Source organism: Hanstruepera ponticola (genome assembly GCF_012931685.1).
Lineage (GTDB): Bacteria > Bacteroidota > Bacteroidia > Flavobacteriales > Flavobacteriaceae > Hanstruepera > Hanstruepera ponticola.
On the sequence record NZ_JABANC010000002.1, the window covers coordinates 397,282 to 422,649 of the forward strand.

Annotated in this window: 22 protein-coding genes; 13 read left to right on the forward strand and 9 right to left on the reverse strand. The window is 34.1% G+C overall.

All coding sequences use genetic code 11. The features are described 5' to 3' along the window. The first annotated feature begins 8 nt into the window (after positions 1-8). Both HGK31_RS07670 and meaB read left to right on the forward strand, forming a co-directional pair. Entirely contained in the window at positions 9-575 is a 567-nt protein-coding gene (locus HGK31_RS07670; protein ID WP_191859216.1) for a DUF2911 domain-containing protein, read from the forward strand. Beyond that, positions 568-1,656: a methylmalonyl Co-A mutase-associated GTPase MeaB gene (gene meaB / locus HGK31_RS07675; protein ID WP_191859217.1), complete on the forward strand. Its 1,089-nt coding sequence runs from the start codon at positions 568-570 to the stop codon at positions 1,654-1,656. Before HGK31_RS07670 ends, meaB begins: the two co-directional genes overlap by 8 nt. On the opposite strand, the gene HGK31_RS07680 is transcribed toward meaB, so the two are convergent. Then, positions 1,651-2,592, reverse strand: coding sequence for an NAD-dependent epimerase/dehydratase family protein (locus HGK31_RS07680; RefSeq protein WP_191859218.1), 942 nt, complete (start codon positions 2,590-2,592; stop codon positions 1,651-1,653). The genes meaB and HGK31_RS07680 overlap by 6 nt on opposite strands. A 91-nt stretch (positions 2,593-2,683) precedes the next feature. Between HGK31_RS07680 and HGK31_RS07685 the strand changes: the two genes are divergently transcribed. The 3 genes from HGK31_RS07685 to HGK31_RS07695 are packed head-to-tail and all read left to right on the forward strand — an operon-like array spanning position 2,684 to position 5,641. Continuing rightward, entirely contained in the window at positions 2,684-3,400 is a 717-nt protein-coding gene (locus HGK31_RS07685; RefSeq protein WP_191859219.1) for a glycosyltransferase family 2 protein, read from the forward strand. After that, entirely contained in the window at positions 3,397-4,029 is a 633-nt protein-coding gene (locus HGK31_RS07690) for a lipid-A-disaccharide synthase N-terminal domain-containing protein (protein WP_191859220.1), read from the forward strand. The genes HGK31_RS07685 and HGK31_RS07690 overlap by 4 nt, the downstream gene beginning before the upstream one ends. Next, a complete protein-coding gene (locus HGK31_RS07695) occupies positions 4,010-5,641 on the forward strand; it encodes an ArnT family glycosyltransferase (RefSeq protein WP_191859221.1) in 1,632 nt (543 codons plus the stop codon). The genes HGK31_RS07690 and HGK31_RS07695 overlap by 20 nt, the downstream gene beginning before the upstream one ends. Here HGK31_RS07695 and HGK31_RS07700 read toward each other — a convergent pair. The 3 genes from HGK31_RS07700 to HGK31_RS07710 are packed head-to-tail and all read right to left on the reverse strand — an operon-like array spanning position 5,638 to position 7,815. Next, positions 5,638-6,213 (reverse strand): phosphatase PAP2 family protein, encoded by a 576-nt coding sequence (locus tag HGK31_RS07700; protein WP_191859222.1) that lies wholly within the window; start codon positions 6,211-6,213, stop codon positions 5,638-5,640. The two genes, HGK31_RS07695 and HGK31_RS07700, sit on opposite strands and share 4 nt — an antisense overlap. A 2-nt stretch (positions 6,214-6,215) precedes the next feature. Next, complete coding sequence (locus HGK31_RS07705) at positions 6,216-6,443, reverse strand: hypothetical protein (RefSeq protein WP_191859223.1); 228 nt, start codon at positions 6,441-6,443, stop codon at positions 6,216-6,218. Further along, entirely contained in the window at positions 6,430-7,815 is a 1,386-nt protein-coding gene (locus tag HGK31_RS07710) for an MATE family efflux transporter (protein ID WP_191859407.1), read from the reverse strand. Before HGK31_RS07710 ends, HGK31_RS07705 begins: the two co-directional genes overlap by 14 nt. Before the next feature lie 111 nt (positions 7,816-7,926). On the opposite strand from HGK31_RS07710, the gene HGK31_RS07715 reads away from it, so the two are divergent. Together HGK31_RS07715 and HGK31_RS07720 are read left to right on the forward strand one after the other, a co-directional pair. Then, entirely contained in the window at positions 7,927-8,853 is a 927-nt protein-coding gene (locus HGK31_RS07715) for a TolB family protein (RefSeq protein ID WP_191859224.1), read from the forward strand. A 67-nt stretch (positions 8,854-8,920) separates the two neighbouring features. Next, positions 8,921-11,296, forward strand: a complete 2,376-nt coding sequence (locus tag HGK31_RS07720; RefSeq protein WP_191859225.1) for an outer membrane beta-barrel family protein — start codon at positions 8,921-8,923, stop codon at positions 11,294-11,296. 15 nt (positions 11,297-11,311) lie between these two features. Here HGK31_RS07720 and HGK31_RS07725 read toward each other — a convergent pair whose 3' ends face one another. From HGK31_RS07725 to HGK31_RS07745, 5 genes are all read right to left on the reverse strand, one after another. Further along, the gene (locus HGK31_RS07725) at positions 11,312-12,253 is read right to left on the reverse strand and encodes an NAD(P)H-dependent flavin oxidoreductase (RefSeq protein WP_191859226.1); all 942 of its coding nucleotides are present in this window, start codon (positions 12,251-12,253) and stop codon (positions 11,312-11,314) included. A 124-nt stretch (positions 12,254-12,377) separates the two neighbouring features. Then, a complete protein-coding gene (mnmA, locus tag HGK31_RS07730; RefSeq protein ID WP_191859227.1) occupies positions 12,378-13,574 on the reverse strand; it encodes a tRNA 2-thiouridine(34) synthase MnmA in 1,197 nt (398 codons plus the stop codon). A gap of 353 nt (positions 13,575-13,927) precedes the next feature. Continuing rightward, a complete protein-coding gene (locus HGK31_RS07735) occupies positions 13,928-14,647 on the reverse strand; it encodes a toxin-antitoxin system YwqK family antitoxin (RefSeq protein WP_233451034.1) in 720 nt (239 codons plus the stop codon). A 72-nt stretch (positions 14,648-14,719) separates the two neighbouring features. Continuing rightward, a complete protein-coding gene (gene yidC, locus HGK31_RS07740; protein WP_191859228.1) occupies positions 14,720-16,618 on the reverse strand; it encodes a membrane protein insertase YidC in 1,899 nt (632 codons plus the stop codon). Positions 16,619-16,679: 61 nt separating this feature from the next. Continuing rightward, positions 16,680-18,320 (reverse strand): CTP synthase, encoded by a 1,641-nt coding sequence (locus tag HGK31_RS07745; protein WP_191859229.1) that lies wholly within the window; start codon positions 18,318-18,320, stop codon positions 16,680-16,682. 510 nt (positions 18,321-18,830) lie between these two features. Here HGK31_RS07745 and HGK31_RS07750 point away from each other — a divergent pair. The 6 genes from HGK31_RS07750 (at position 18,831) to HGK31_RS07775 (ending at position 25,160) form a co-directional block, all read left to right on the forward strand. Then, positions 18,831-20,144, forward strand: a complete 1,314-nt coding sequence (locus tag HGK31_RS07750) for an APC family permease (RefSeq protein WP_191859230.1) — start codon at positions 18,831-18,833, stop codon at positions 20,142-20,144. A gap of 141 nt (positions 20,145-20,285) precedes the next feature. Next, on the forward strand, positions 20,286-21,596 hold the full coding sequence (locus tag HGK31_RS07755; protein ID WP_191859231.1) for a serine hydrolase domain-containing protein: 1,311 nt from the start codon (positions 20,286-20,288) through the stop codon (positions 21,594-21,596). 172 nt (positions 21,597-21,768) lie between these two features. Next, a complete protein-coding gene (locus HGK31_RS07760) occupies positions 21,769-22,713 on the forward strand; it encodes an alpha/beta fold hydrolase (RefSeq protein ID WP_191859232.1) in 945 nt (314 codons plus the stop codon). Between the two features lie 200 nt (positions 22,714-22,913). Further along, positions 22,914-23,858, forward strand: a complete 945-nt coding sequence (locus tag HGK31_RS07765) for a CPBP family intramembrane glutamic endopeptidase (RefSeq protein WP_191859233.1) — start codon at positions 22,914-22,916, stop codon at positions 23,856-23,858. Positions 23,859-24,106: 248 nt separating this feature from the next. After that, complete coding sequence (locus HGK31_RS07770; RefSeq protein WP_191859234.1) at positions 24,107-24,592, forward strand: hypothetical protein; 486 nt, start codon at positions 24,107-24,109, stop codon at positions 24,590-24,592. Next, positions 24,585-25,160: a helix-turn-helix domain-containing protein gene (locus HGK31_RS07775; RefSeq protein WP_191859235.1), complete on the forward strand. Its 576-nt coding sequence runs from the start codon at positions 24,585-24,587 to the stop codon at positions 25,158-25,160. The genes HGK31_RS07770 and HGK31_RS07775 overlap by 8 nt, the downstream gene beginning before the upstream one ends. Positions 25,161-25,368 lie beyond the last annotated feature (208 nt).

The window sequence follows — 25,368 nt, forward strand, 5'->3', positions numbered from 1 at the left end:
AAACATCAATGAATAAACTATTTAAATGGTTTTTTGGTTTTTTATTAATCGTTGCTATTGGTCTTTTTTGTTACTCATATTTTATAGATGATAGCTTATTAGTCCCTCGCAAAAGTCCGATTGATACTGTGACACTAGTAGAAAATGACTTACAGCTTGATGTGGTTTATAATAGACCATCAAAACGTGGCAGGGAAATTTTTGGTGGTTTAGTTCCGTATAAAGAAGTATGGCGAACAGGTGCCAATGAGGCGACTACGTTTAAAACAAACAAGCCCTTAAAAATAAATAACGATTCACTTCCAGCAGGAAAATACACGTTATGGACCATTCCAAATGATTCCACATGGCAAATTATGTTTAACACAAAACAATATGCTTGGGGAGTAGATAAAGAAATGAAACCTATGCGCGAACCTGAATTTGATATTATTAGTTTGGCTGTACCTGTGCAACATATTAATAAAACTGTTGAACAGTTTACCATAGGATTTGATAACACGTTAGACGCCATTGCATTAACAATGGCATGGGACAAAACCAAAATTGAGGTACCTATAGAAACTTTTGACTAAAAAAAAACCACATATTTCTGCTTTAAGTGAGCAACATGGTGTTTCTGATTCAGAAATCACCAACGAAGCTGCTTTAGACAAATTAAAATTGAAACGGCAAAAACAGCCGTCTGTTGTTGAATTAGTACAAGAAATTTTAAAAGGAAATATTTCATCTTTAAGTCGTGCTATTACACTTATTGAGAGTAAAAATCCAAGCCATTATAAAACTGCCAGTGACATAATTAAAGCCTGCCTCCCTTATGCCAATAAGTCAATTCGCGTAGGGATAACAGGAGTTCCTGGTGTAGGAAAAAGCACATTCATTGAGAGTTTTGGAAAATATCTTTCTCAAAAAGGAAATAAAATTGCGGTTTTGGCTATTGACCCAAGTAGTTCTATTTCCAAAGGAAGCATTCTAGGTGACAAAACCCGTATGGAAGATTTGGTAAAAGACAACAATGTTTTTATCAGACCATCCCCTTCTGGCGACACGTTGGGAGGTGTAGCTAGAAAAACTCGTGAAACCATCATATTATGTGAAGCAGCAGGTTTTGACACCATTATTATTGAAACCGTTGGTGTTGGTCAAAGCGAAACTGCGGTGAATGACATGGTTGATTTCTTTTTACTCTTAAAATTGGCAGGTGCTGGTGATGAGTTGCAAGGTATAAAACGTGGTATTATTGAAATGGCAGATCTTATCGCAATAAACAAAGCAGATGGCTCCAATTTAAAAGCTTCTAAATTAGCTAAAGTGGAATTTAATAGAGCACTCCATCTTTACCCTAAAAAGGAATCTGAATGGCAACCAAAAGTATTATTATGTAGTGCCTTGAAAAATGATGGAATTGACAGTATTTGGAATGCTATTTCTGATTACCTAACTCTAACTAAAGCAAATAATTATTTTTCCAAAAGACGTCAAGATCAAAATAAGTTCTGGCTATTGCAAAGTATCAAAGATAAGCTCCATACTGACTTTTTTGAAAATACTGTTATAAAAAAAGCATTAAAAGAGCAGTTACTTTTAATTGAAAAAAACCAAACAACACCTTTTGCAGCAGCAAACTACTTGCTGAACTTAAAAAAGGAATTATAGAAAGTTTTCTTTATACCAAGCGACCTGCTTCTCCACTCCTTCCAGCAATGTAGTTTCCGGATTATAATTCAACAACTTTCTCGCTTTATCTATATTGGCTTTTGTTCGCCACTGATCACCTGCTCTAGCTTCAACATGGTTTATTTTAATAGTCATATCCATGATTTTTTCAACAGCATCAATACCGTCTTGGGTGGTATGTTCTATTTCAGTACCTAAATTAATAACTTCACCATCAACCAAATTTTCCTTACCGATCACACTCACCACACCATCTACAATGTCATCAACGTAAGTAAAACTACGTAGATGCTTGGCACTTCCATCAAAAAGCGGAAATTCTTCTTGGTTAAAACCGCAAGCAATTAATTTTGTGTACATCTTTTCAGGACGTTCACGAGGTCCAAAAACCGAATACAAACGTAGTGAGCATGCCTTTAATTGTTTTTCTCTAGATTTTTGAAGAACCAATTGTTCAGCAGCCAATTTTGTAACACCATAATGAGAAGCTGGCTTAGGCGCTATATCCTCTGGAAATGTCGCTTCCAATCCATAAATTGATGATGTACCAATATTAACAAAAAGCTTTAAATTTGGCAGTTTTAAAGCATAGTCTATTAAGTTTTTAGTGGCAATAATGTTATTGGAAAAATAATCTTCAAAACTTGAAGACGACGATATTCCTGGCTGGGCTGCGAAATGGAATATGTATTCAATATCTAAAGGCAAACTCTCCTTAAGGTCAGTATCCCGTAAATCTTTTTTTATAACCTGAATACCAATTTTTTCTAAATCACGTTCATTCAATTTCTTTAATGATTCACTGTAATAAGGAGAAAAATTATCAAGACCTACCACATCATGCCCTAAATGTTTCAATCGTTCAGCAGTATGAGAACCTATAAAACCAACAGCACCTGTAACTAATATTTTCATAAATCTAATATCTTGTACAAAGAAACATTTTTTTTCTGTAAGATTAGAATTCTATAAAAAAGAATACATTTGTAAAACCAACCCATTAAATATGGATTACGAATTTACTATTATTGTACCTGTATATAATGAAGAAGACAACCTCCTTCGCGTTGAAAAAGAACTCCTTAAATATAGCGAAATAGCCAAAAAGAAAACTAAAATTCTTTTTGTAAATGATGGGTCAAAAGATGCCAGTCAAGACCTTATTGAAGACATTTCTAACAGACATGATAATTTCACTTTTATCAGTTTTGCTGAAAACAGAGGCTTGAGCGCTGCCATAAAAGCTGGTTTTGATCATGCTAATACTGAATTAGTTGGTTATATTGATTCTGACTTACAAACAGCACCTGAAGATTTTAATTTATTGTTAGAGCACATTGGTGAATACGATTTGGTAACTGGGGTAAGAGCAAATAGAAAAGATTCGTTTGTAAAGAACATGTCATCAACTATTGCCAATGGTATTCGCAGAGCCTTTACAAAAGATGGTATGGATGATACAGGTTGCCCTCTAAAAGTCATAAAAACAGATTATGCTAAACGCATTCCTATGTTCAAAGGTTTACATAGGTTTTTACCTGCTATGATATTATTACAAAATGGGAAAATCATTCAAGTTCCCGTACAGCATTTTCCGCGTGTTGCTGGTCAGGCTAAATTTGGTGTTTGGAATAGGCTAATTGGGCCCTTAATGGATTGCTTTGCCTATTTATGGATGAAAAAAAAATATATTAACTATTCCGTTGCAAAAAAGAGCGAATGAGTAATTGGATAATATATAGCATTGGGTTTCTGGCTCAAATATTATTTTCCTCACGACTCATCATTCAATGGATTTATTCTGAAAAGCAAGGTCGCGTCATTACACCAACTATTTTCTGGACTTTAAGTCTAATTGCATCATTTTTATTATTTGTTTATGGCTATTTACGGGATGATTTCGCCATAATGCTCGGTCAAGGCCTTACCTATTTCATCTATATTAGAAATCTTCAGCTACAAAACAAATGGGATCAAATGCCAAAATGGTTGCAATGGTTTATTTTATTAGTGCCTTCTTTTATTATTATTTATTATTTTAATAATAACAGTATTGATGTAGAAAAATTATTTAGAAATGATGCCATACCTTTGTGGCTATTAATTTTAGGAGTTATTTCGCAAATTGTATTTACATTGCGTTTTGTCTATCAATGGTTGTATTCCGAAAAACAAAAAGAGTCCTCTCTACCTATGGGCTTTTGGTCATTAAGTTTGATAGGTTCAATGCTAATTTTAACCTATGCCTTTTTCAGAAAAGATCCTGTTTTATTTATCGGTCATATTTTAGGTGCTACCATTTATGTTAGAAATCTTTTTTTAATTTACAGATATGCTAAAGAAACTAGTTGATTCATATCCTGTTTTAACGCTCTGCCTAATATTCCTCCTAATTTTACTTCCTAATTTGGAAGTGCTAGATGTGACAATTATGGAGGCTCGTAATTTTATTACAGCTCGTGAGATGTTAACGGATAACAATTGGCTTTTAACAACTATGAATGGAGAAGCACGATACGAAAAACCACCACTACCAACCTGGCTTACAGCTATTTCAGCAGCATTCTTTGGTGTAAAAAGCGTATTCGCTATGCGTCTTCCTGCTGCTTTATTTGTGATTTTACTAGTTGTTTTTGTATTTAAAATTTCACGAGGGCTAACCCAAAATAACACTTTTGCATTTAGAAATGCTCTGATAGCTGGTTCATCATTTTACATCATAGGAATTATTATTGAAGCACCTTGGGATATTTTTACTCATGGTTTTATGTGTGTTGCAATTTACTTTCTATTTCAATTTTTAGAGCAAAAGAAATTCCATGTGAAATATGCGTTTTTAGCAAGCTTATTTATAGGATGTTCATTTTTAAGTAAAGGTCCTGTTTCATTATATGCTTTACTCTTACCATTTTTGTTAGCGTATGGTTTTACTTTTAAGTATAAACCTTTACCCAAAAAACTCATTGCTATTGTTAGTATTTTAGTAATTAGTATTCTAATTGGAGGTTGGTGGTATCTATATGTTCGGGCCTATGATCCTGAAACCTTTGCTGCTATTACAGAAAAAGAAACGGGAAATTGGAGCAGTTACAACGTGAGACCATTTTATTATTATTGGAGTTTCTTTACGCAAAGTGGTATATGGACCATTCCTGCATTTATTAGCTTAATATATCCTTATTTAAAGAGTAGAGTTAAAAACCTAAAGGCTTATCAGTTCAGTTTACTATGGACATTACTAGCGGTTATATTATTGTCGCTAATTCCAGAAAAAAAATCACGCTACTTGATGCCTGTTTTAATTCCGCTATCCATTAATATTAGCTTTTACATAAATTATCTAATTACAGAATTTAAAACTCTACAGGACAAACGCGAAACACTTCCTGTGTATTTTAATTTTGGTTTGATTGGTCTAATTGGAATCATCTATGCATTTATAGTTGGTTGGCTTTTGAAAGATTCTATGGAAGGCTACTTTTTGTATTTTATAATTTCTGGATTAATCCTTTTTGGAATTGGGATTTTAATTTTTAAGAATTTAAGAAAAAAAGAACTGTTAAATGTCTTTTACTTAACCTTTGGTTTATTTGCAACTTTACTTATTACTGCATTACCACTTAAAAATGCTCTAATAAGTGATACTTACAAACCTATTTCAGAGTTAAAACAACAAAGTGACTTGAACTTATATCAGTTTAATTATATAGCGCCAGAAGTGATTTGGCAATATGGTGATAAGATTCCTCCAATAAAATTAAAAGATGGCTCTATTGAATTCCCAAAAGAAGATACATTTGGTTTATTAGCTATTGGTATTAGTCCTAAGGATGCAGAATATCTACAATCCTTATATCAAATAGAAGAACAAGAGACTTTTGATTTAAACCAAGTTAGTTCAAATTCAAGGCAGTACAAAGAACGCTTACAAGCTAATTACTACATTCTCACAAAACGACATTAACGCATTCTAAATCGGTTTTGAAGGAATTTATCCAAACGATAAAACGCATAGCCTGAAAGCCCTCCAAATATCCATCCACTCAAAACATCAAGAGGATAATGCACGCCAATATAAATACGGCTAAATCCCATACCAATTGCCCATACAATTAAAATATATAGTAAATATTTAAACCTATAACGCAACATAAACCCAGCAAATATAGCAACTGCCATAGAGTTTGATGAATGCCCTGAAAAATATCCAAACTGACCACCACAATATGGTTTCACTAATCTAAACAACCCTTCTAGAGCTGGTTCATGGCAAGGTCTCAAACGAAGTACCAATACCTTTTTAAACAAATTAGCAATTTGGTCAGTAAAGGTTATCATTAAAGCAATGATGATAACGGTTAAAATAAATATTTTAGGATTTGGCATTTTGTATATCAAAAACAACAAAATGGCATACAATGGAATCCAGTAAAATTTAGTGGTATAAAACATCCAGAATCCATCCCAAGTAGTTGTTCCTAAATTATTGAGATATAAAAAAAGATCTGTATCTAATTGTACTAATTGTTCTAGCATAACTATTCTTCGTAGCGTTCTACTTCCCTATCGTAGAATTTATTGGCTTGTTCAATTAAATTTTCAGCTTCTGTTTCCAGTTCACGTTGATCGTGTTGATCGAAATCTTCAAGCCATTCCACTTCATCATTTTCAAGATTAATAATAAATCTTGGAAATTCGGTATGTATCACATAAATAGCGTCTGGATAATCGGTATTATCGCCTAAAATAAATTTAGGAAGTTCCATGTTTTGCATCAATTAACTTTTTAGTTAAATAATTAAATCTAATATACAATAAAATAGCAGCAGTAGTCAAACCAGCTAACAATCCAAGCCAGATTCCAAAACTACCCAAACTATCAGCTTTCCCAAAATAAATACTGATTGGAAACCCAATAATCCAATACGAAATAAACGTAATTATTGTTGGTATTTTCACATCTTGTAAACCACGTAGTGCTCCTAATACAACAACTTGAATACTATCACTTATTTGAAATATTGCGGCAGCAATTAACAATTTAGAGGCTATAGCCATTACTTCAGTATTATCAACAGCATTCAATAAATCGTTTTGATCCAAATATAATTTTGGTAATTCATTATGAAATGCAAAAAACAATAATCCGAATAAAATAGCAAATAAGGTTCCCATTAAAAACAGTGAAAACGCAATACGCCTTAATTCAAAATAATTTTGTAATCCCTTTTGATTACCAACCCTAATCATAGATGCAACACTTAAACCCATTGCCACCATAAACGTCATGGAAGATAAGTTTAAAGCAATTTGATTAGCCGCTTGAGCATTCTTACCCAATAAGCCACTTAACCAAATGGCTGCGGTAAAAATAGCTACCTCAAAAAACATTTGCATGGCACTTGGAGATCCTAAATTCATTAGTTTTTTAATCATGCTTGAATTCAATACAAAGAATTTAATATGTGTTACAAAGGCTTTAGACTTCTCATGACCTTTTAAAAGCCACCATAAAAAGGCGACCATTACAAACCTTGAAATTAAAGTACCATAGGCAGCACCAACGATTCCTAATTGCGGGAAACCTAGTTTTCCAAAAATCAAAACATAGTTTAATACCACATTAACAATATTGGCAATCAAGGTTGCATACATAGGGTAGCGCGTCATCGATAAGCCATCACTAAACTGCTTAAAAGCCTGAAAAACTACCAAAGGAATTAATGAAAAAGCTACTAAATCTAAATATGGAATGGCCAGTTTCACAACTTCATCAGGTTGTTTCATGAGGTACATTAACGGCTTTGCAAAAAACACCATTAGAAATAATAGAATTCCTAAAATAGTACAGAGAAACAAGCCATGTTTAAATGCTGATTTTCCAGACGCAAAATTATTTTCTGCATCTGCTTCCGCAACCAAAGGTGTAATGGCTGTTGAAAAACCAATACCCAATGACATAGCTATAAACATAAAACTATTACCAAGGGATACGGCTGCCAATTCAGCTGTACCTAATTGACCTACCATAATATTATCAACAAAACTCACAAAGGTATGACCTAGCATGCCGAGCATGACTGGTGAAGCTAATTGCCAATTATATTTAAACTCTTTGGTATAGTTGCTCAAAACCATGAGGCAAAAGTAGTGCATTACTTTTGGTTTTATACCGTAAAATTTTACAGATTAACAAAGTCTTAAGACAGGTGATTATCAGTAATTATTATCTTGTTTAAAAGTTCTACTATGAAACATATTTATTTCTCTATTTTCTGTTTGTTCTGTTTATTTGGCAATTCTCAAGAAATGCCTATACCGTTTGCATCTGATATAACCTCTGAATTTCCAAATGTTCGTGATATTGCTATTTCACCAAATGGTAATGAAATGATGTTTACGGCACAAAGTGTCATGGGAAACTTATCGGTTATAATATCGGTAACAAAAGAAAATAATATTTGGAACAAGCCTCAAGTAGCGTCATTTTCAGGAATGCATTTTGATTTAGAGCCATTCTTTTCGCATGATGGTTTAAAACTTTATTTTGTTTCCACTCGACCACTTAATCAAATCGAAACACAACCCAAAGATTTTGATATTTGGTATGTTGAACGTGCAAATCTCAAAGCGCCTTGGTCTACACCAAAAAATTTGGGAAGTCCCATAAATACTGAACATGGGGAATTCTACCCTTCAATAGCAAATAATGGTAACTTTTATTTTACGAGAGATGACACGACTAAAAACCGAAAGGATGATATTTACGTCAGTAAATTATTAAATGGTACATATCAAGAACCGGAAGCTTTACCTGAAACCATTAATACAGAAAGTTATGAGTACAATGCTTTTATTGCACCAGATGAATCGTATTTACTTTTTGGCGGCTACAATAGAAAAGACGGATTGGGAAGTGGTGATATTTACATCAGCAGACTAACCAAAAATGGATGGGAGCAAGCCGAAAATTTAGGCCCTAATATTAATTCAGATAAAATGGATTATTGTCCATTTGTAAAAGATAACACGCTTTATTTTACAAGTAAGCGTGACCACACGAAAGTTGATCACAAACAACCTTTAAATTTAGAAACATTATTAAGGGAATTCAATAAAGCTGATAATGGCTCTAGCCGATTATTTAAAATAAAAACAGTTACTTTTGCCGAATAAAAACAGCATGGTCTGTTTATTTATTTAATATCACCTATTTATTATTGTTTTTACCTGTTCCAGCTATATGAATACATATTTCAATTATACGCTTTTCACCATTTTATTGATCCTAAACTGTAGTTTTAGTTTTGCACAGAACCAAGAAATTGTGGTTAGGGGTTCATTGGTTGAAGAAGAAAGTAATCAACCCATGCCCTATGCTACCGTTGCTATTTATAACGCATCCTCAAAGTCCATTATATCAGGAACTACAACAGATGACTTTGGTAAATTCGAAACTACAATCCCTAATAAAGACGTGTATTTTGAAATTAGTTTTATGGGTTACGAAACCAAAACCATTTCTACATTTTCGGTTGCAGATGGCACTGCGAATTTAGGGACAATAACATTGGCTCCAGATAGTCAAGCACTTGATGAAGTGGTGTTAACTGGTGAAGTTTCAAAAACAGTTTTTAAATTAGATAAACGTGTGTTTAATGTTGGAAAAGACATAAGTAGTACTGGTGTTAGTGCCCTTGAGGTTTTAAACAATGTACCTTCGGTTAATGTGAGTATTGAAGGCGAAGTTAGTCTGCGTGGCAGTGGTGGTGTACAAATTTTAATTAATGGTAAACCGTCTATATTGGCTGATCAATCAGGGAATGCACTTGGCACTATAACAGCCGATATGATTGAAAGCATTGAAGTTATTACTAATCCATCAGCAAAATATGAAGCTTCGGGTACTTCTGGAATACTCAATATCATCTTAAAAAAGGAAGAAAAGCAAGGCTGGAATGGTTCAATATCTGCCAATACCGGAATACCTGACAATCACAGTATTGGTGGCAGTATCAATCGTAGGACTGAAAAATTCAACCTATTTACACAATTTGGTGCAGGATATCGCTCCCTGCCAAGAGACAATGAAGCCATTAACTATAATCTTATTAATGATGAAACGGTATTTAGCAATGGAGAAGAATTTAGAAATGAAACCTTTTTCAATATCACACTAGGGACCGATTATCATTTAAATGAATACAATGTATTTACACTATCCGGGAATTTTGCCTATGAAATTGAAGACCAGCCCTCTGAAACTAATTTTAGTTTTTTTGAGGGTAATAATTTAATTTCCCGCTGGGTGCGTGAAGAGACTACCGAAGCCACAAACCCGAAATGGCAATACGAATTTAACTGGAAAAAAACCTTTCAGAACAATGAAGACCATTCGTTTCAGTTAAGTGCTTTGGGAAGCTTTTTTGGGAAAGACCAATCGTCACTATTTACAGACACAACTATTGAAGGCGAAGACCAAAATAGCAATCAGCGTACCGCTACCGAATTTCAACAAGCGGATTATACGTTTAAAGCAGATTACGTAAATCCAATTAATGAACTATTCACTATAGAAACCGGTTTACAATATGTTATCAATGATGTAGGTAACGATTTTGAAGTTGAAGATTTAATAAATGGCTCTTATGTCATCAATGAAAACTTAACTAATAATTTTGAATGGAATCAAAAAGTATTAGGTGTTTATGCAACAGGTGCTTATGAAAATGACACTTGGGGTTTAAAACTAGGTCTGCGTATTGAAAATACAGACCTCAACACGTTACTCACTAATACCAATGAAGCCAATGCGCAAAACTTCACCAATTTGTTCCCTTCGTTTCATACCTCGTATAAAGTGAGTGAAGGTTTTTCGCTTCAAGCCGGTTATTCCAGACGTATTTTTAGACCACGATTATGGGACCTAAATCCGTTTTTTAACATTAGAAACAATTTTAATGTAAGAGTAGGTAATCCAAACCTACAGCCAGAATTCACGGATTCTTATGAGTTAACCAGTATATACAAAATTGGTAAAGCCTCATTAAGTTCCAGTCTATACCATAGATACACAACAGATGTTGTTGAGCGTGTTTCGTATTCTGAAGATAACGTCGTGATAACACGGCCTGAAAATATTGGAACAAACGCCACTATTGGTTTTGAAACCAACGGAAAATATAGTCCCACAAAATGGTTGACCTTAACTGGTGATTTTAACTTCAATTATTTTGACCGAAAGGGAACATTTGAAGACCAAATTTTTGATTTTACCGGTAATCAGTGGTCAACCCGATTGGGTTCTAAAATAGGGTTTCCAGCAGATATTGATTTAGAATTAACAGGAAATTATCAATCGGGATTTGAAACCGTACAAGGTGAACAAAGTGGTTACGCTTTTCTGGATTTAGGACTTCGTAAAAAAATATTTAAAGGAAAAATTGTAGCAAATTTAGGTATAAGAGATCTTTTTGCCTCTCGAATTGATGAACGATTTGTAACACAACCGACTTTTGAAACTTATAACTACAGTTTGCGCGGACGCTTTGTTACTTTTGGCATCAGTTATGGCTTTGGTAAAGGTGAGGCTATGACTTATTCAGGCAGAAGACGTTGATGCCTATATAATTTTTCAGAGCTTATTGACGTATTGCTTGGCCATCTCAAATTCCAGCATCATGTCTTCTATAATTTGAGCTGCTGGTTTAATGTCGTGAATTAATCCAGCTATTTGACCAATTTCTAATTCACCATCGTCTAAATCACCTTCAAACATTCCCCTTTTTGCTCGTGCTCTACCTAATAACTCTTTTAATTGCTCAATTGAAGGAGCCGTTTTATACAATTCTTGAACCTCATTAAAGAATTTATTTTTGACCAATCTAACTGGAGCTAATTCTTTTAATGTCAATTGGGTATCGCCTTCTTTGGCATTTACAACCACTTGCTTAAATGCTTGATGCGCTGAACTCTCTTGGCTTGCCACAAATCGACTTCCAGCCTGAACAGCATCGGCTCCCAATACCATAGCTGCCAACATAGCTTGTCCTGTCGCTATTCCTCCAGCTGCTATTAAAGGAATTTCTAATTGTTCTTTTACCATAGGTATTAAAGTCAATGTTGTTGTTTCATCACGACCATTATGCCCACCTGCTTCAAAACCTTCAGCCACAACTGCATTAACACCGGCTTCTTGTGCTTTTAAAGCAAACTTCACACTACTAACAACATGCACAACTATAATACCCTTTTCTTGTAACCATGTGGTCCATGTTTTTGGATTACCGGCAGACGTGAAGACTATTTTCACATCTTCTTCAACAATAATACCCATGATTTCCTGAATATTTGGATACAGCATGGGTACATTCACACCAAATGGTTTATTGGTAGCTTGCTTACATTTTTGAATATGTTCTCGCAAGACATCTGGATACATACTTCCAGCACCAATTAAACCTAAAGCACCTGCGTTACTAGCCGCCGAAGCCAAGCGCCAGCCTGAATTCCATATCATACCAGCTTGAATGATTGGATATTGTATATTGAAGAGTTCGGTTATTCTATTTTGCATATTATTGATTTTATGGAAGATTTCTCGACTACACTTCGAGTTGCCTTAATGACCACGCTCGAATTGACATGTTCAAAAGTAAGAAAATGAATTTAGATTCCTGCCTTCGCAGGAATGACAAAATTTAAGAAATGACACCCGACCCAATTAGTTCGTCGTCTTGGTACCAAGCAGCAAATTGCCCTTCAGTTATAGCCGATTGCGGCTCATTAAATTCTACATAAAGACCACTTTCCACTTTATGCAATATGGCTTGTTGCAAGGGCTGTCTGTATCGTATTCGTGCTTGAACAGACATGGTTTCACCGGCTTGTAAAGCCAAATCTTCACGTATCCAATGTAGTTCGTTATTTGAAATAAACAGTGCTGATTTATACAATCCAGGATGTGATTTTCCTTGACCGGTATAAATAACATTTTCTTTCACGTCCGTATCTATTACAAATAATGGCTCGACCGTACCTCCTACCGCCAGTCCTTTGCGTTGACCTTTAGTATAGAAATGTGCACCTTGATGCTTGCCTACAACTTTGCCATCAGTCATAGCATACTTTAATTTTCGAGATTTAAACTCCAATTCCTTTACTTTAGAATCGAAATTATTGATCTGTTCATTATAATTGACATTTGTTTCAGGTACCTCAACAATAACACCCTCTTTTGGCTTAAGTTGTTGCTGTAAGAAATCAGGCAGCCTAACTTTTCCAATAAAACAAAGTCCTTGTGAATCTTTTTTATCTGCCGTGACCAAGTCTAATTTAGCAGCTATTTCCCGTACTTCAGGTTTTGTCAACTCGCCAATTGGGAACAGTGCTTTTGCTAATTGTTGTTGTGACAACTGACATAGAAAATACGACTGATCCTTATTGGTATCAACTCCTGATAGCAATTGATAAATGGATTCCCCATTTTTCTCAATGACACCTTTTCTACAATAATGCCCCGTTGCTACATAATCTGCACCAAGATCAAGGGCGATTTTCATAAAGACATCAAACTTGATTTCGCGATTACAAAGCACATCAGGATTTGGAGTTCTCCCGCTTTCGTATTCTTTAAACATATAGTCTACAATACGCTCTTTGTACTGTTCACTCAAATCTACAGTTTGAAAAGGAATACCCAATTTATCGGCTACTAACATGGCATCGTTACTATCGTCTAACCAAGGACATTCATCAGAAATAGTAACTGAATCATCATGCCAATTCTTCATAAATAGCCCTATAACCTCATACCCTTGTTCTTTTAAAAGATATGCGGCTACGCTAGAATCTACACCTCCAGAAAGGCCTACTATAACTCGTTTTTGCGTCTTCATAATTGCATGCAAATATACGGCAATTAGCCGAATATTAAATTCAATTTAGTCTGTGATCTTTAAGACCACATGATGATAAATTCCATTAATTATTGCGTTAATTTAAATCATGTAATAAAACTATATGATTATTTACATCCTGATAATCAATATTTTAAAGCTTATAAAGAAAGTTTTACTTTAAACAATTTTGAAATATTGATATTAATATATATATTGACCTCACTTATGTTTAGGTAACTCTCCATTTTGATTGATTAATAGCTCACAACATTAAAATGTTTATACCTAAATAAGAAAAGCTCCTTAAGAAATTAAGGAGCTTTCGTTTTTTATTAGTCATACTACTGCCTTTACTTCTTCTTTTTATACGGATTTTTACTCTTAACCGTAAAGTCCTTCTCCTCTTTTAGTTCACCATCTTCATAGTATTTCCAAATACCATGTTTTTTATCTTTTCTATAAATGCCTTCGGCAACTAAAACGCCTGCTTTATCATAAAACTTGGCTTCACCATGTAATTCACCCATAACATAGCGATACTTTTTTATTAGTACACCATCTTCTGTATACCATAAGGCTTCACCATCTAATTTGCCATCTTTATAAAATGATTGTTCCGCTATTTGTCCGTTTGGATAGTAAATGAATTTATCGCCATCTAGTTGACCATTATTATTATAATGCTCTAAAGTCATTAACTGCTTCGATTTATTATGATAATATTTCCATGGACCTACATAGGTTTTCCCACGCATTAAACCTTCACTAATAACTTGTTTATCTGATGCATAGAAGGTCACTTCGGCTAAATCATCGGTATTATTGAACTGTCTAGTTGCGGTTAATACTGGTACGCCTTTTATATTTTTATAAAACTTAAAAAGTCCGACTTCTTTGCCATGTGAAAATTCACCTTCATATCTAACGACTTGTGTCCCTTCAAAGTTTTTTTTCCACTTACCATGACGATTACCATCGCTATCAAACTGATTCAAAGATTGACTCATTAAGGTTCCGGATAGTAAAACCATTACGCATAACACAAACTGTTTCATATAATCTATTTTCATTTTATACTTGTGTAACGAATTTATTCACGATTTGTTATAACAAAAAAGCTGCCAAAACTGGCAGCTTATTTTTTATTTTCGTTGTTGATTCTTTTTTTGCTGCTCTGCCTGCTCCATCATTTCTGCCATTTTCTTTTGAAACTTATTCTGCTTTTTAGGTTTCTTTTTATTTTCTTGAATCCTAGCATGAATCTTATCTTCATCAATGATGTAGTTTTTAATTACTAACATGATTCCAATGGTAATAAGGTTAGAAACAAAGTAATACAAACTTAATCCAGATGCATAATTATTAAAGAAAAACAACATCATGATTGGCGAAAAGTAAATCATATACTTCATCATTTTACCCATATCAGGCATGCCTTCTTGCGTTGGCTGTGAGGCCATTTGTTGTCCTGTGGTCATGCGCATGTAAAAGAATATGGCCAATGATGCCAATATTGGAAACAAACTCACGTGGTCACCATAAAACGGAATATTGAACGGTAGTTTGGCAATGGTATCATATGATGATAAATCTTCGGCCCAAAGGAAACTTTTTTGTCTTAAATCAAATGCTGATGGAAAAAACTGAAACAGTGCATAGAAAACCGGAAGCTGCATAAGTGCTGGTAAACAACCAGCCATTGGACTGGCACCAGCTTTGCTATACAACGCCATGGTTTCCTGCTGTTTCTTCATAGCGTTATCCTTGTACTTGGCATTGATTTCGGCTATTTCAGGTTTTAACACCTTCATTTTTGCTTGAGACACATAAGACTTATAGGTTACTGGCGACATAACTATACGTACCAAAATAGTCATGACTATAATGGCAATACCATATGGCAAGAAGCCACTTAAAAAACCAAACAATGGAATAAACACATAACGGTTAATCCATCCAAAGATTCCCCATCCTAATGGAACGACTTCGTCCAGGTTTCTGTCATAACCATTTAGTATTTTATAATCACTAGGGCCATAATACCAATTCATGCTCTTATTAATTTCGCCTCCTTGCAATTCCAGAGGCATTTTTGTGGCAAATGCTTTGGTATAAACGGTATCAATTTCTTCGTCTTGAACCAAGTTTCTAGATTCCAGACTAGCGGTTTTAAAGGGCGAATCGGCTAGAAGGATTGAGGTGAAAAAATGTTGCTTGTATGCCACATACGTCACATCAGAAGCGGTATCATCTGTTAGTTCTTGTTGCCCCAGATAATCGTCTTTACCACCTTCGTATTCAAAAACCACTTCGGTGTATCTGTTTTCATACGAAATACTCTTGGCATGACGTATGGCTTTTAAGTCCCAGTTTAAGTTAACCTCTTGTGAGCTATTGAAAACATCACTTAAGCCTTGCGAGCGTATGGTGAAGTCCATCATATAATCGTCAGGCTTCAACTCATAACGATATTCTAAATATTGTTGAGGAGACACTTTTAATTTCATGGAAACGACCGTGTTGTCTCCATTTTTGGTTATAGTAGGCTCAAAATATAGATCTTGAGTGTTTAGAATGCGGCTATCTGTTGTGCCAAAATTGATATTAAATTGCGCGTTACCATCTTGGATGATATAGATTGGAGCTTCGTTATAATCTACAAACTCTTTTAGTTTAATTTCAGAAATATAACCACCCTTATTACTGAATTTTATAGCCAACAGATCGGTTTCAACTAATGTTTCATTGGCTCTGGCTGATGGTAATGATGCGGAATAAGCAAAGGCTCCTAATTTATTATTTAGAGCCACCATTTGAGCCGAGTCTTGAACGGCTGCAGCCGAATAGTCTTCAGTAGTGGTGACTTTAGTGTCTTTTTGTTCTGCTGCTTTCTTTTCTGCTTCTACTTGCTCTTGTTTGGCTTTTTCTTGTTCAGCCAGTTCTTCAGGAGTTGGTTGATTAGTATACATCATGTACACTAATATTCCGAAAATAAGAACGAATCCAATAATCGAATTTAAATCAAATTTCTTTTCTTCCATATTTCTATATTTCTCCAATTGGTTTTGGAGCTACGTTGGGTTTACAAAAAGCTTTCCAATATTATTTTTGTGCCATACTGACACCTTTTTGCTTGTTTTTATGTTTTAAAGCTGCCTTGACGAATGCCACAAATAACGGATGTGGACTGGAAACGGTACTTTTATATTCTGGGTGATACTGTACGCCTACAAACCACGGATGACTAGGTATTTCAACTATTTCAACCAGGTCTGTTTCCGGGTTTACTCCTGTAGCAATCATACCTGCTTGTTCAATATCTGATTTGTATTTATTATTGAATTCGTAGCGATGTCTGTGACGCTCCATAATGGTATTGGCCTGATAGACTTTGTGTACAATACTATTTGGTTTTAAATCGCAAGACCACGCTCCTAGTCTCATAGTCCCGCCTTTGTCTGTAATATCTTTTTGTGATGCCATTAAGTCTATAACCGGATTGGCTGCCTTGGCTTCCATTTCGGTTGAGTTGGCATCTTTTAGGTTTAATACATTTCTGGCATATTCAATAACTGCCATTTGCATGCCTAAACAGATTCCAAAGAAAGGCATATTGTTTTCACGCACATACTTTACCGCATCTATTTTACCTTCTATACCACGCTCTCCAAAACCTGGAGCTACTAAAATACCATTGAGGTGTGATAGCTTGACGGCTATATTATCCTCATTCAAATATTCTGAATGAATGGGTTCTACGTTCACTTTTACTTCATTTTCTGCACCGGCATGAATGAAGGCTTCTAAAATAGATTTGTAGGAATCTTGTAGCTCAACATACTTCCCGATTAGTCCAATGGTTACTTCGGTTACGGGATTTTTATGGCGCTTTAAAAACTGATTCCACTGCGTGAGGTCTGGTGTGGCACTTTCTAGTCCTAATTTTTTAAGGACTACTTTATCTAAACCTTGTTTTAACATGAGGTTTGGCACATCGTAAATGGTTGATGCATCAATAGATTGTATAACGGCTTCTTCGCGTACATTACAGAAAAGCGCTAACTTGCTACGTAAGTCTTCTGGCAGCTCATGTTCTGTACGGCAAACTAACACATCGGCTTGTACACCGCTTTCCATTAAGGTTTTTACACTGTGTTGGGTTGGTTTTGTTTTAAGTTCGCCAGCTGCTGATAGGTATGGTATTAAGGTTAGGTGAATGACTATGGCATTGTGTTCTCCTAAATCCCATTTTAACTGACGTACGGCTTCAATGTATGGTAGTGACTCAATATCACCTACGGTTCCACCTATTTCGGTAATGACGATATCGAACTCGCCAGACTTACCTAGTATTTGTACGCGTTCTTTAATTTCATCTGTGATGTGAGGTATAACTTGTACGGTTTTCCCGAGAAACTCACCACGACGCTCTTTTTCAATAACGCTTTGGTATATGCGTCCAGTGGTTACGTTATTAGCTTGGCTTGTTGGCACGTTTAAAAAACGTTCGTAATGACCAAGGTCCAGGTCTGTTTCGGCACCATCATCGGTGACGTAGCATTCGCCATGTTCATAGGGATTAAGGGTACCTGGGTCTACATTGATGTAGGGGTCCAGTTTTTGAATGGTAGTGCGATATCCTTGAGCTTGCAGGAGTTTGGCCAGAGAGGCAGCAATAATACCTTTTCCTAATGAGGAGGTTACGCCCCCAGTTACAAAGATGTATTTAGTAGTCGTTGTCATGTTGCGTTGTTAAACGCAGGCAAATTTACAAAATTAAATTAGGTATTTAGGCATGTGATGCGGGTTAAAAACGTGATTTTTTTTAGGCTTGATTTTGAGGGTTTTTATGGGTTGGAAACGGGATTGACTTTAAAATTGTAAGAATTTTCGATGGCTTACCCGAAGTAAACCCGAAGGAGACCCGAAGTAAACCCGAAGGAGACCGCAAGGAGCACCAAGGGAAAGCGCTTTAAAATGTGTTTTTGTAGGAATTTTCACAGCTTGACCTGAAGGAGACCTTAAGGAGACCTGAATAAAACCTGACGAAGACCTTAAGGAAAATTGACCAAAATTTGCCCCTGACATCTACGTATAAGTACGTATGGTTTAAGTGGGTAAAAATGATTAGATTTGGGTAGCGGTATAAACTCACTAGTAAACATATATGCCTTATTTGGGTGCAAAAGCACACTTTTTTGGTATATATATAATACATAAGTGTTATACATACGTTATGCCCAATTTGAGGAAATGACACAGCACAGAAAAAGAAATAAAAATTTGGGTTTGGCTGAACTAATTGCCATTGCTCTTGGAGGAATGGTTGGTGGTGGAATTTTTACAATACTTGGAATTTCAGTTTCATTAATCGGAAACCTTACACCAATTGCTATAATTATTGGCGGACTGATTGCATCGTTAGCTGCTTATTCTTATGTAAAATTAGGACTTTATTATAAAGATGAAGGAGCAACATATTCCTTCTTTAAACGAACTTATCCGAATTCTAATTTTTCAGCTTCTGCAATTGGTTGGTTTATCATTTTTGGTTACATAAGTACTTTAGCATTATATGCTTATACATTTTCATCTTACGCCATAAGTAGTACTGAATTTGCTGATAACGTTTGGATTAGAAAAGGAATAGCAATAGGAGTTATTGGAGTATTCACTTTTATAAACATTTGGAGTGTTAATGGAATGGGTAAGATTGAGGACTTAATGGTTTATACCAAACTTATTGTTTTAACTATTATTTCAATTGTTTTAATAAGTCACGGAACAACTGACTTCGGTTCCTTTGTTAAGAATATGACTTTAGATTTACAAGAATCAAGTGTCTTTTCTATCTTAATTGTTGCTTCTCTCACCTTTGTCGCATATGAAGGTTTTCAATTGGTCATTAACGCAGTAAATGAAATGACTAATCCTGAAAAAAATATACCAAGAGCAATTTATAGCGCTATTTCATTAGCTGTACTAATTTATGTTGTTATATCAATGGGAGCGTTGTTCGCAATTCCAACAGAGGAAATTATTAAAAATAAAGAATTTGCACTTGCATCTGGAGCAGGGAATATTTTAGGAAAATTAGGGACAAATCTTGTTATTTTAGGTGCGATTTTAGCAACAAGTAGTGCAATTAGCGGAACTGTCTTTGGCTCTTCACGTCAAATGTCTGTCATTGCAAAAGATGGTTTTTTTCCTCATATCTTATCCATTAGAAAAAATAACAGTCCTCAAAATGCAATTTTAGCAATGGCAATAATTTCTAGTATTCTAATCTTAATTGGTGGATTAGAATTAATTCTTGAATTTGGAAGTGTTACTTTTCTTTTAGTATCACTATTAATGGCATTAGCGAATTTTAAAATAAGAGATAAAACTAATTCATCGTCATTTCTGACTATACTTTCAATAATTGGATTAAGCATTGGTGGAATTTTAATTCTTTATTATGAATTGACAAATAATTGGCAACAAATGTTAGTGATAATTATCCTATATATTTTACTTGCTTTTGGTGCTTGGAAGTTTTCATCTAACGAAAAAAACAGGGCATAACAACGTGTATAATCCATGCTGCTTCGCTACTCCAATTTTAATTACTAACTTTAAAACATCTGATTTGCAGCTGAATCTGACTACGTCTGATTCCGCACAAATCATACACGAAACCGTTGTGGCTAATTTAAACCAATCATTATGAAAAAAACAAGTTTATATTTTACGTTATTATTGGTCTTTCTTTTTTTAGAAAAAATAATAGCACAAGATAGTTACATATATCCAGGTAATGAATGGGATTACATTTCTAAAAAGTCACCATGTAGTCCAATAAATCTGCTAAAACGTTATGCAATTGACAGCTTAAATACAACAGGATTATTAATTATTAAAGGCGGGAAAATTGTCTTGGAGTATGGTGATACGGAGGAAATAAGTTATTTAGCATCTGCTAGAAAAAGTATATTGAGCATGATGTATGGGAAGTATGTTGACAACGGTGTTATTAATCTCAATAGCACTCTTGAAGAATTAGGAATTAATGATGTTAACCCACTAACAGAAGAAGAAAAGCTAGCTACAGTAGACCAAATTATAAATGCAAGATCTGGAGTTTATCTTCCAGCTGCTAATGCAGGATCCGGTCCTGATATGCCCGAACGAGGTCAATACAGACCTGGAGAGCATTTTTATTATAATAACTGGGATTTCAATGTAGCAGGAACCATTTTTGAGCACAAGACTGGAAAAAATATTTACAAAGCTTTTGAAGAGGATTTTGCCATTCCTTTGGGATTTCAAGATTTTAAATTAGAGAATCAAAGAAAGTATAGTAATGATAAAGTTTCAAAGCACCCTGCGTATCATTTTTATCTTTCCACAAGGGACATGGCAAGACTTGGATATCTTATGTTAAGAAAAGGTAATTGGAATGGAAAACAAATCATTCCAGAAAACTGGATTGATAAAACAACAACAGAGGTTAGCAAAACTAGTTACAGCCTTTTTAAGGGTTACAGTTATATGTGGTGGTTGCATATTGATTCCGATTATAAATTACTCAAAGGTGCTTATACTGCTGCTGGTGCTTACGGACAATATATTACTGTTATTCCAGAATTAGATATGGTTATTGCCCATAAAACTAAAGCAGTTTATCAACGTAGTACTCAAATACCAGAATACGAAAGATTTATAATTAAATTAATTGAAGGCGAGAATAAAGCAATTAACGCTGATAAAAATATAGACCTAAATGTATTTACCGGAAGTTATACTGACAACTCTGTTGAAGGTCAACCAATGAATCTGGAAATTGTTATAGACGGAAAAAACTTAAAAATAAAAGGCCCTATTTTCCCCCAACCTGTTAATATAGTTCTTTGTAGTGAAACAACTGGAGTATTAGATGTAGCTCAAATGGGTTATCCTAATTTAATGTTCAAAAAAGACAAAAACGGAAAAATACTTGGCTTTAATGTCATGAATATGTTTATAAAGAAAAACTAGCTACAACAAAGATGGCTTATTGCGGTTGAACTCCTAATCGGAATTGCTTCGCCAGTTCGCTATGCTCGTGTCATTGCAATTTGCTATCTTTCGGTTACGGCGGAAAATCATAGCTAATTTCCCGCAACGAAACCATAGCCCAACCGTTGTGGCAAATTAAACCAAGATAATTATGAAAAAATCAGAATTCAATTTTTTAACCTTGTTAACGTTTTCACTCTTCTTTTTCGTCTCGGTTTCATATGGACAGGACAAAAAAATGGCAGAATTAAAAGATGCATCACTTGAATATTATGATTTAGGTGGAGAAGAAGTTCCTTTAATATTTATTCACGGAGATAGCAGAGACATTAGTCAATACGATGAGTTTATACTGAATTTCGAAGAATCCAACCGAATAATTGGTTATGGAAGAAGAGGCTATGGTAATAGTAAAGCAAAAAATCAGGAAAAAGGTTTACAAGCAGATGCCAATGATTTATTGCAGCTAATGGCCTATTTAGAAATTGACAAAGCCGTATTTATTGGAAATTCATATGCTGGTTTTTTGATGACACATTTAGCCGAAAACTATCCTAAAAAATGTATCGGGCAAATTTATTTGGCAGGTAATCCAGGTGCAACCTTTAAAAACATTATTGCAAAAGATACATTGAATGCTCATAAAATGATGTTTTGGGCACAAGCTGGTGAAGACTACGCTAATGAGACTGTCAAATTTAATACATCCTTTAGTCCAAATTACGCTCAAGAAGGATATACTATACCTAATGTTCCTGCACTTGGATTTTTAAATAGCAATAATACCAGAGGTATTGAGAATATGAATGTCATCTTAATTTATGCTCAAAGGGCTGATAATATTCCATATCAAGAGCCAAAGGTTTTTTTTAAAAAAATAGCTTCTGATTCTTTACTAATAAAACAAGTTGAACAATTTGACAAAGATGTTGTTAAACCAAACTTAATCCAAGATTCAAAGATGTGGGTTGAATCTTTTCCTTCGCTTCAAATTGTAAATTTACCTATACCATTCATTACTGGTTATGAATTTGAAAGAAAACCTGAATTAATTATTGAACCTATACAAAACTTCTTAAATAGTTTAAAGAAATAACTTGCCACAATATTGTGTATAAGTAATAGCGGTTTAAGTCATAAAACGAAAACAAAACATAAAAAAAACGTCAGTTCAAAACTAAAAAGTTAGTGAGTAAAAATCCGCTACTACTCATACATAAAACCGTTGGCAATAACTTTGACGGTAACAAAAAACTTCCTTATTCGTCAATTTCATATATACCAATCAATGATATTATGAAAAACATTTTAGTAAACGCCAAAGTGAAAAGATTAAAAGCTGGGTGGCGTATCCTTTTATTTCTATTAATCTTTTTTACATTTTCAAGTCTTATTTTCATAGTTAAACCTCTATTTGGTGCCATAACAAAAAGAGCGTTTTTAGAGGATTACAGTTTAATAATAGTTTCAATTTTAGCCTTTGGAGCAACGGTATCTGTTTATTTGTCAAGAAAATTTTGGGACAAAAAGACTTTTATTTCTTTAGGTTTGGAATGGAATAAACAGACCATAAAAGACTTGGTTTTTGGATTTATTTTGAGTGGCTTAATGGCTGCTGTATTTTTTCTACTGTTACTTTTATTTGGACTATTAGAATTCAATGGTTTTAATTTTCAAGAATCAAGTTTAAGTAATTCATTTAATTTTGTACACTTTATGAGCGTTGTGACTGTTGGCTCTATGGGACTAATGCTGCTCGAACACATTTTGGTTGGTTATTGGGAGGAATTAGTTTTTAGAGGCTATATTTTTCAAAATATTGTAGAAGGTTTGGGCATAAAAATTGCAATTATAGTTTCTTGTCTCTTATATGGATTAATTCACTATGCAAATCCTAATGCAACAATTTTATCTTCTATAATCATTATAGGTTTTGGTTTCTTAAGATTATATGGCTATTTAAGTACACAAATGCTTTGGTTATCTATGGGAATGCATATTGGTTGGAATTTTTTTCAAGGTCCAATATTTGGTTTTGCAGCGAGCGGGCATAAAAAAGCAACTCTACTACAACATTCTTTTTTATCTGACCGACATTATCTAACTGGAGGAGAGTTTGGACCTGAAGGAAGTGTATTCATAATACCAATCTTGATATTGACATTATTAGTTATGAAATGGTATTCTAAAAAGAATTATCCAAATATTAAAAAAGTAATTGCCAACGCCTTGTATAATTAATGCTCACCTTCTACTCCAATTTAAAATCTTATATTTAGACAACTGATTTGCTATAATTGAAATCCTAAGGACCTTCAATTGCACAAATCATACACTATCACGTTGTACGCAAGCTTGAAAATAAATTCTGTTTTATTGATTCTTCTCATATTAAACATAGATGACGTAATAATGTCGTAAACATGACGACATCAATGTCCACACTACTGTTTTAATTTTGTTTCAAACATTTAATCGTAGTTATATTAATGGAAACAGAATTAGATATCAATCAAAAATCAACAGTTTATCGAGCTTTTCAACTCGCCAAAATTCCAATAATAATTGCATTAATTTTAACACCTATTCGCTTCTTACTTGAACTAATTGGATTACCTAATAGTGCTATTTTTATTATTGGATTGCTTTGGCTAACATTAGCATTTGCAATTTATTGGGGAACAAAGTTATATAATACAAAACATGCCTATCTTTTACTATTGTTGAGTTTGCTAATTTATTCACCAATTTCAAGGTTTCCAGTTGCGTTGTTTTGGTGGATTGACACAAATTGGGAAATAGGCACACATTATGGATTATATTTTAATAATTTTGGACAAGCTCTATTAAATCATATAGGTTATGGATCTCTGGTACAAATAATACCTGGATTTATATTAGGCTCAATAACAATTGCATTTATGAGTAATAGAAAAAATGAGATACAAAAAACTAATACTTTAGAAGATGAATAAGAATCTTTTAGGACTAAGAATAAAAGAATTAAGAAAACAAAAAGGGATGTCTCAAGAGTTTCTATCCGATGAATCAGGACTAAGTTTAAGAACTATTCAACGAATTGAAAATGGAGAGACAAATCCAACTGGTGAATCTCTCAAACGATTATCAAATGCATTGAATGTAAATCCTGATGAATTAATTGATTGGTCTATAAAAGAAGACAAAAGATATTTGACGTTTCTAAATCTTTCAGCCCTAACTTTTCTATTCTTTCCTCTACTTGGAATTTTAATACCATTCATACTATGGACATCACGAAAAGGAAAAATCAAAAACATCAATAAATTAGGAAAAGACCTAGTCAATTTTGAGATAACCTGGACATTACTTCTATTTTTTATTCCTTTTTTATGGTTTCTCTTTTCAAAAATTGGAATATTAGAAAGTTTTACTCTAAAAAGGATATTCATTATTATTGGGGTTATGTACTTCATAAATTTAATTTTCATATTACTAAATACATTAAGAATTAGTAATGGAAATGATATAATTTACAATCCCAAATTTAAATTTTTAAGATAAAATCTAGCCTACAACAAGGTGTATAATTCATTGCTAATACCCGCCTACTTACGAAAATTGCTAACGCCAGTTCGCTACGCTCGTGTCTCGCGGATTTTCAGTTTGGTGAGTACTTGCAAAGTTAAACGTTAAATCACTTATCTACTCATAGCCAAGACCGTTAGCACATTTTCAAAACTGATATCGAAAATCTCTTTTTTTAAACTGT

Bases quoted from the DNA above. Each gene is read 5' to 3' on its own strand.
- HGK31_RS07670 (WP_191859216.1), top strand. From the start codon at position 9: ATGAATAAACTATTTAAATGGTTTTTTGGTTTTTTATTAATCGTTGCT.
- HGK31_RS07680 (WP_191859218.1), bottom strand. From the start codon at position 2,592: ATGAAAATATTAGTTACAGGTGCTGTTGGTTTTATAGGTTCTCATACT.
- HGK31_RS07685 (WP_191859219.1), top strand. From the start codon at position 2,684: ATGGATTACGAATTTACTATTATTGTACCTGTATATAATGAAGAAGAC.
- HGK31_RS07690 (WP_191859220.1), top strand. From the start codon at position 3,397: ATGAGTAATTGGATAATATATAGCATTGGGTTTCTGGCTCAAATATTA.
- HGK31_RS07695 (WP_191859221.1), top strand. From the start codon at position 4,010: ATGCTAAAGAAACTAGTTGATTCATATCCTGTTTTAACGCTCTGCCTA.
- HGK31_RS07700 (WP_191859222.1), bottom strand. From the start codon at position 6,213: ATGCTAGAACAATTAGTACAATTAGATACAGATCTTTTTTTATATCTC.
- HGK31_RS07705 (WP_191859223.1), bottom strand. From the start codon at position 6,443: ATGGAACTTCCTAAATTTATTTTAGGCGATAATACCGATTATCCAGAC.
- HGK31_RS07710 (WP_191859407.1), bottom strand. From the start codon at position 7,815: ATGGTTTTGAGCAACTATACCAAAGAGTTTAAATATAATTGGCAATTA.
- HGK31_RS07715 (WP_191859224.1), top strand. From the start codon at position 7,927: ATGAAACATATTTATTTCTCTATTTTCTGTTTGTTCTGTTTATTTGGC.
- HGK31_RS07720 (WP_191859225.1), top strand. From the start codon at position 8,921: ATGAATACATATTTCAATTATACGCTTTTCACCATTTTATTGATCCTA.
- HGK31_RS07725 (WP_191859226.1), bottom strand. From the start codon at position 12,253: ATGCAAAATAGAATAACCGAACTCTTCAATATACAATATCCAATCATT.
- mnmA (WP_191859227.1), bottom strand. From the start codon at position 13,574: ATGAAGACGCAAAAACGAGTTATAGTAGGCCTTTCTGGAGGTGTAGAT.
- HGK31_RS07735 (WP_233451034.1), bottom strand. From the start codon at position 14,647: ATGAAAATAGATTATATGAAACAGTTTGTGTTATGCGTAATGGTTTTA.
- yidC (WP_191859228.1), bottom strand. From the start codon at position 16,618: ATGGAAGAAAAGAAATTTGATTTAAATTCGATTATTGGATTCGTTCTT.
- HGK31_RS07745 (WP_191859229.1), bottom strand. From the start codon at position 18,320: ATGACAACGACTACTAAATACATCTTTGTAACTGGGGGCGTAACCTCC.
- HGK31_RS07750 (WP_191859230.1), top strand. From the start codon at position 18,831: ATGACACAGCACAGAAAAAGAAATAAAAATTTGGGTTTGGCTGAACTA.
- HGK31_RS07755 (WP_191859231.1), top strand. From the start codon at position 20,286: ATGAAAAAAACAAGTTTATATTTTACGTTATTATTGGTCTTTCTTTTT.
- HGK31_RS07760 (WP_191859232.1), top strand. From the start codon at position 21,769: ATGAAAAAATCAGAATTCAATTTTTTAACCTTGTTAACGTTTTCACTC.
- HGK31_RS07765 (WP_191859233.1), top strand. From the start codon at position 22,914: ATGAAAAACATTTTAGTAAACGCCAAAGTGAAAAGATTAAAAGCTGGG.
- HGK31_RS07770 (WP_191859234.1), top strand. From the start codon at position 24,107: ATGGAAACAGAATTAGATATCAATCAAAAATCAACAGTTTATCGAGCT.
- HGK31_RS07775 (WP_191859235.1), top strand. From the start codon at position 24,585: ATGAATAAGAATCTTTTAGGACTAAGAATAAAAGAATTAAGAAAACAA.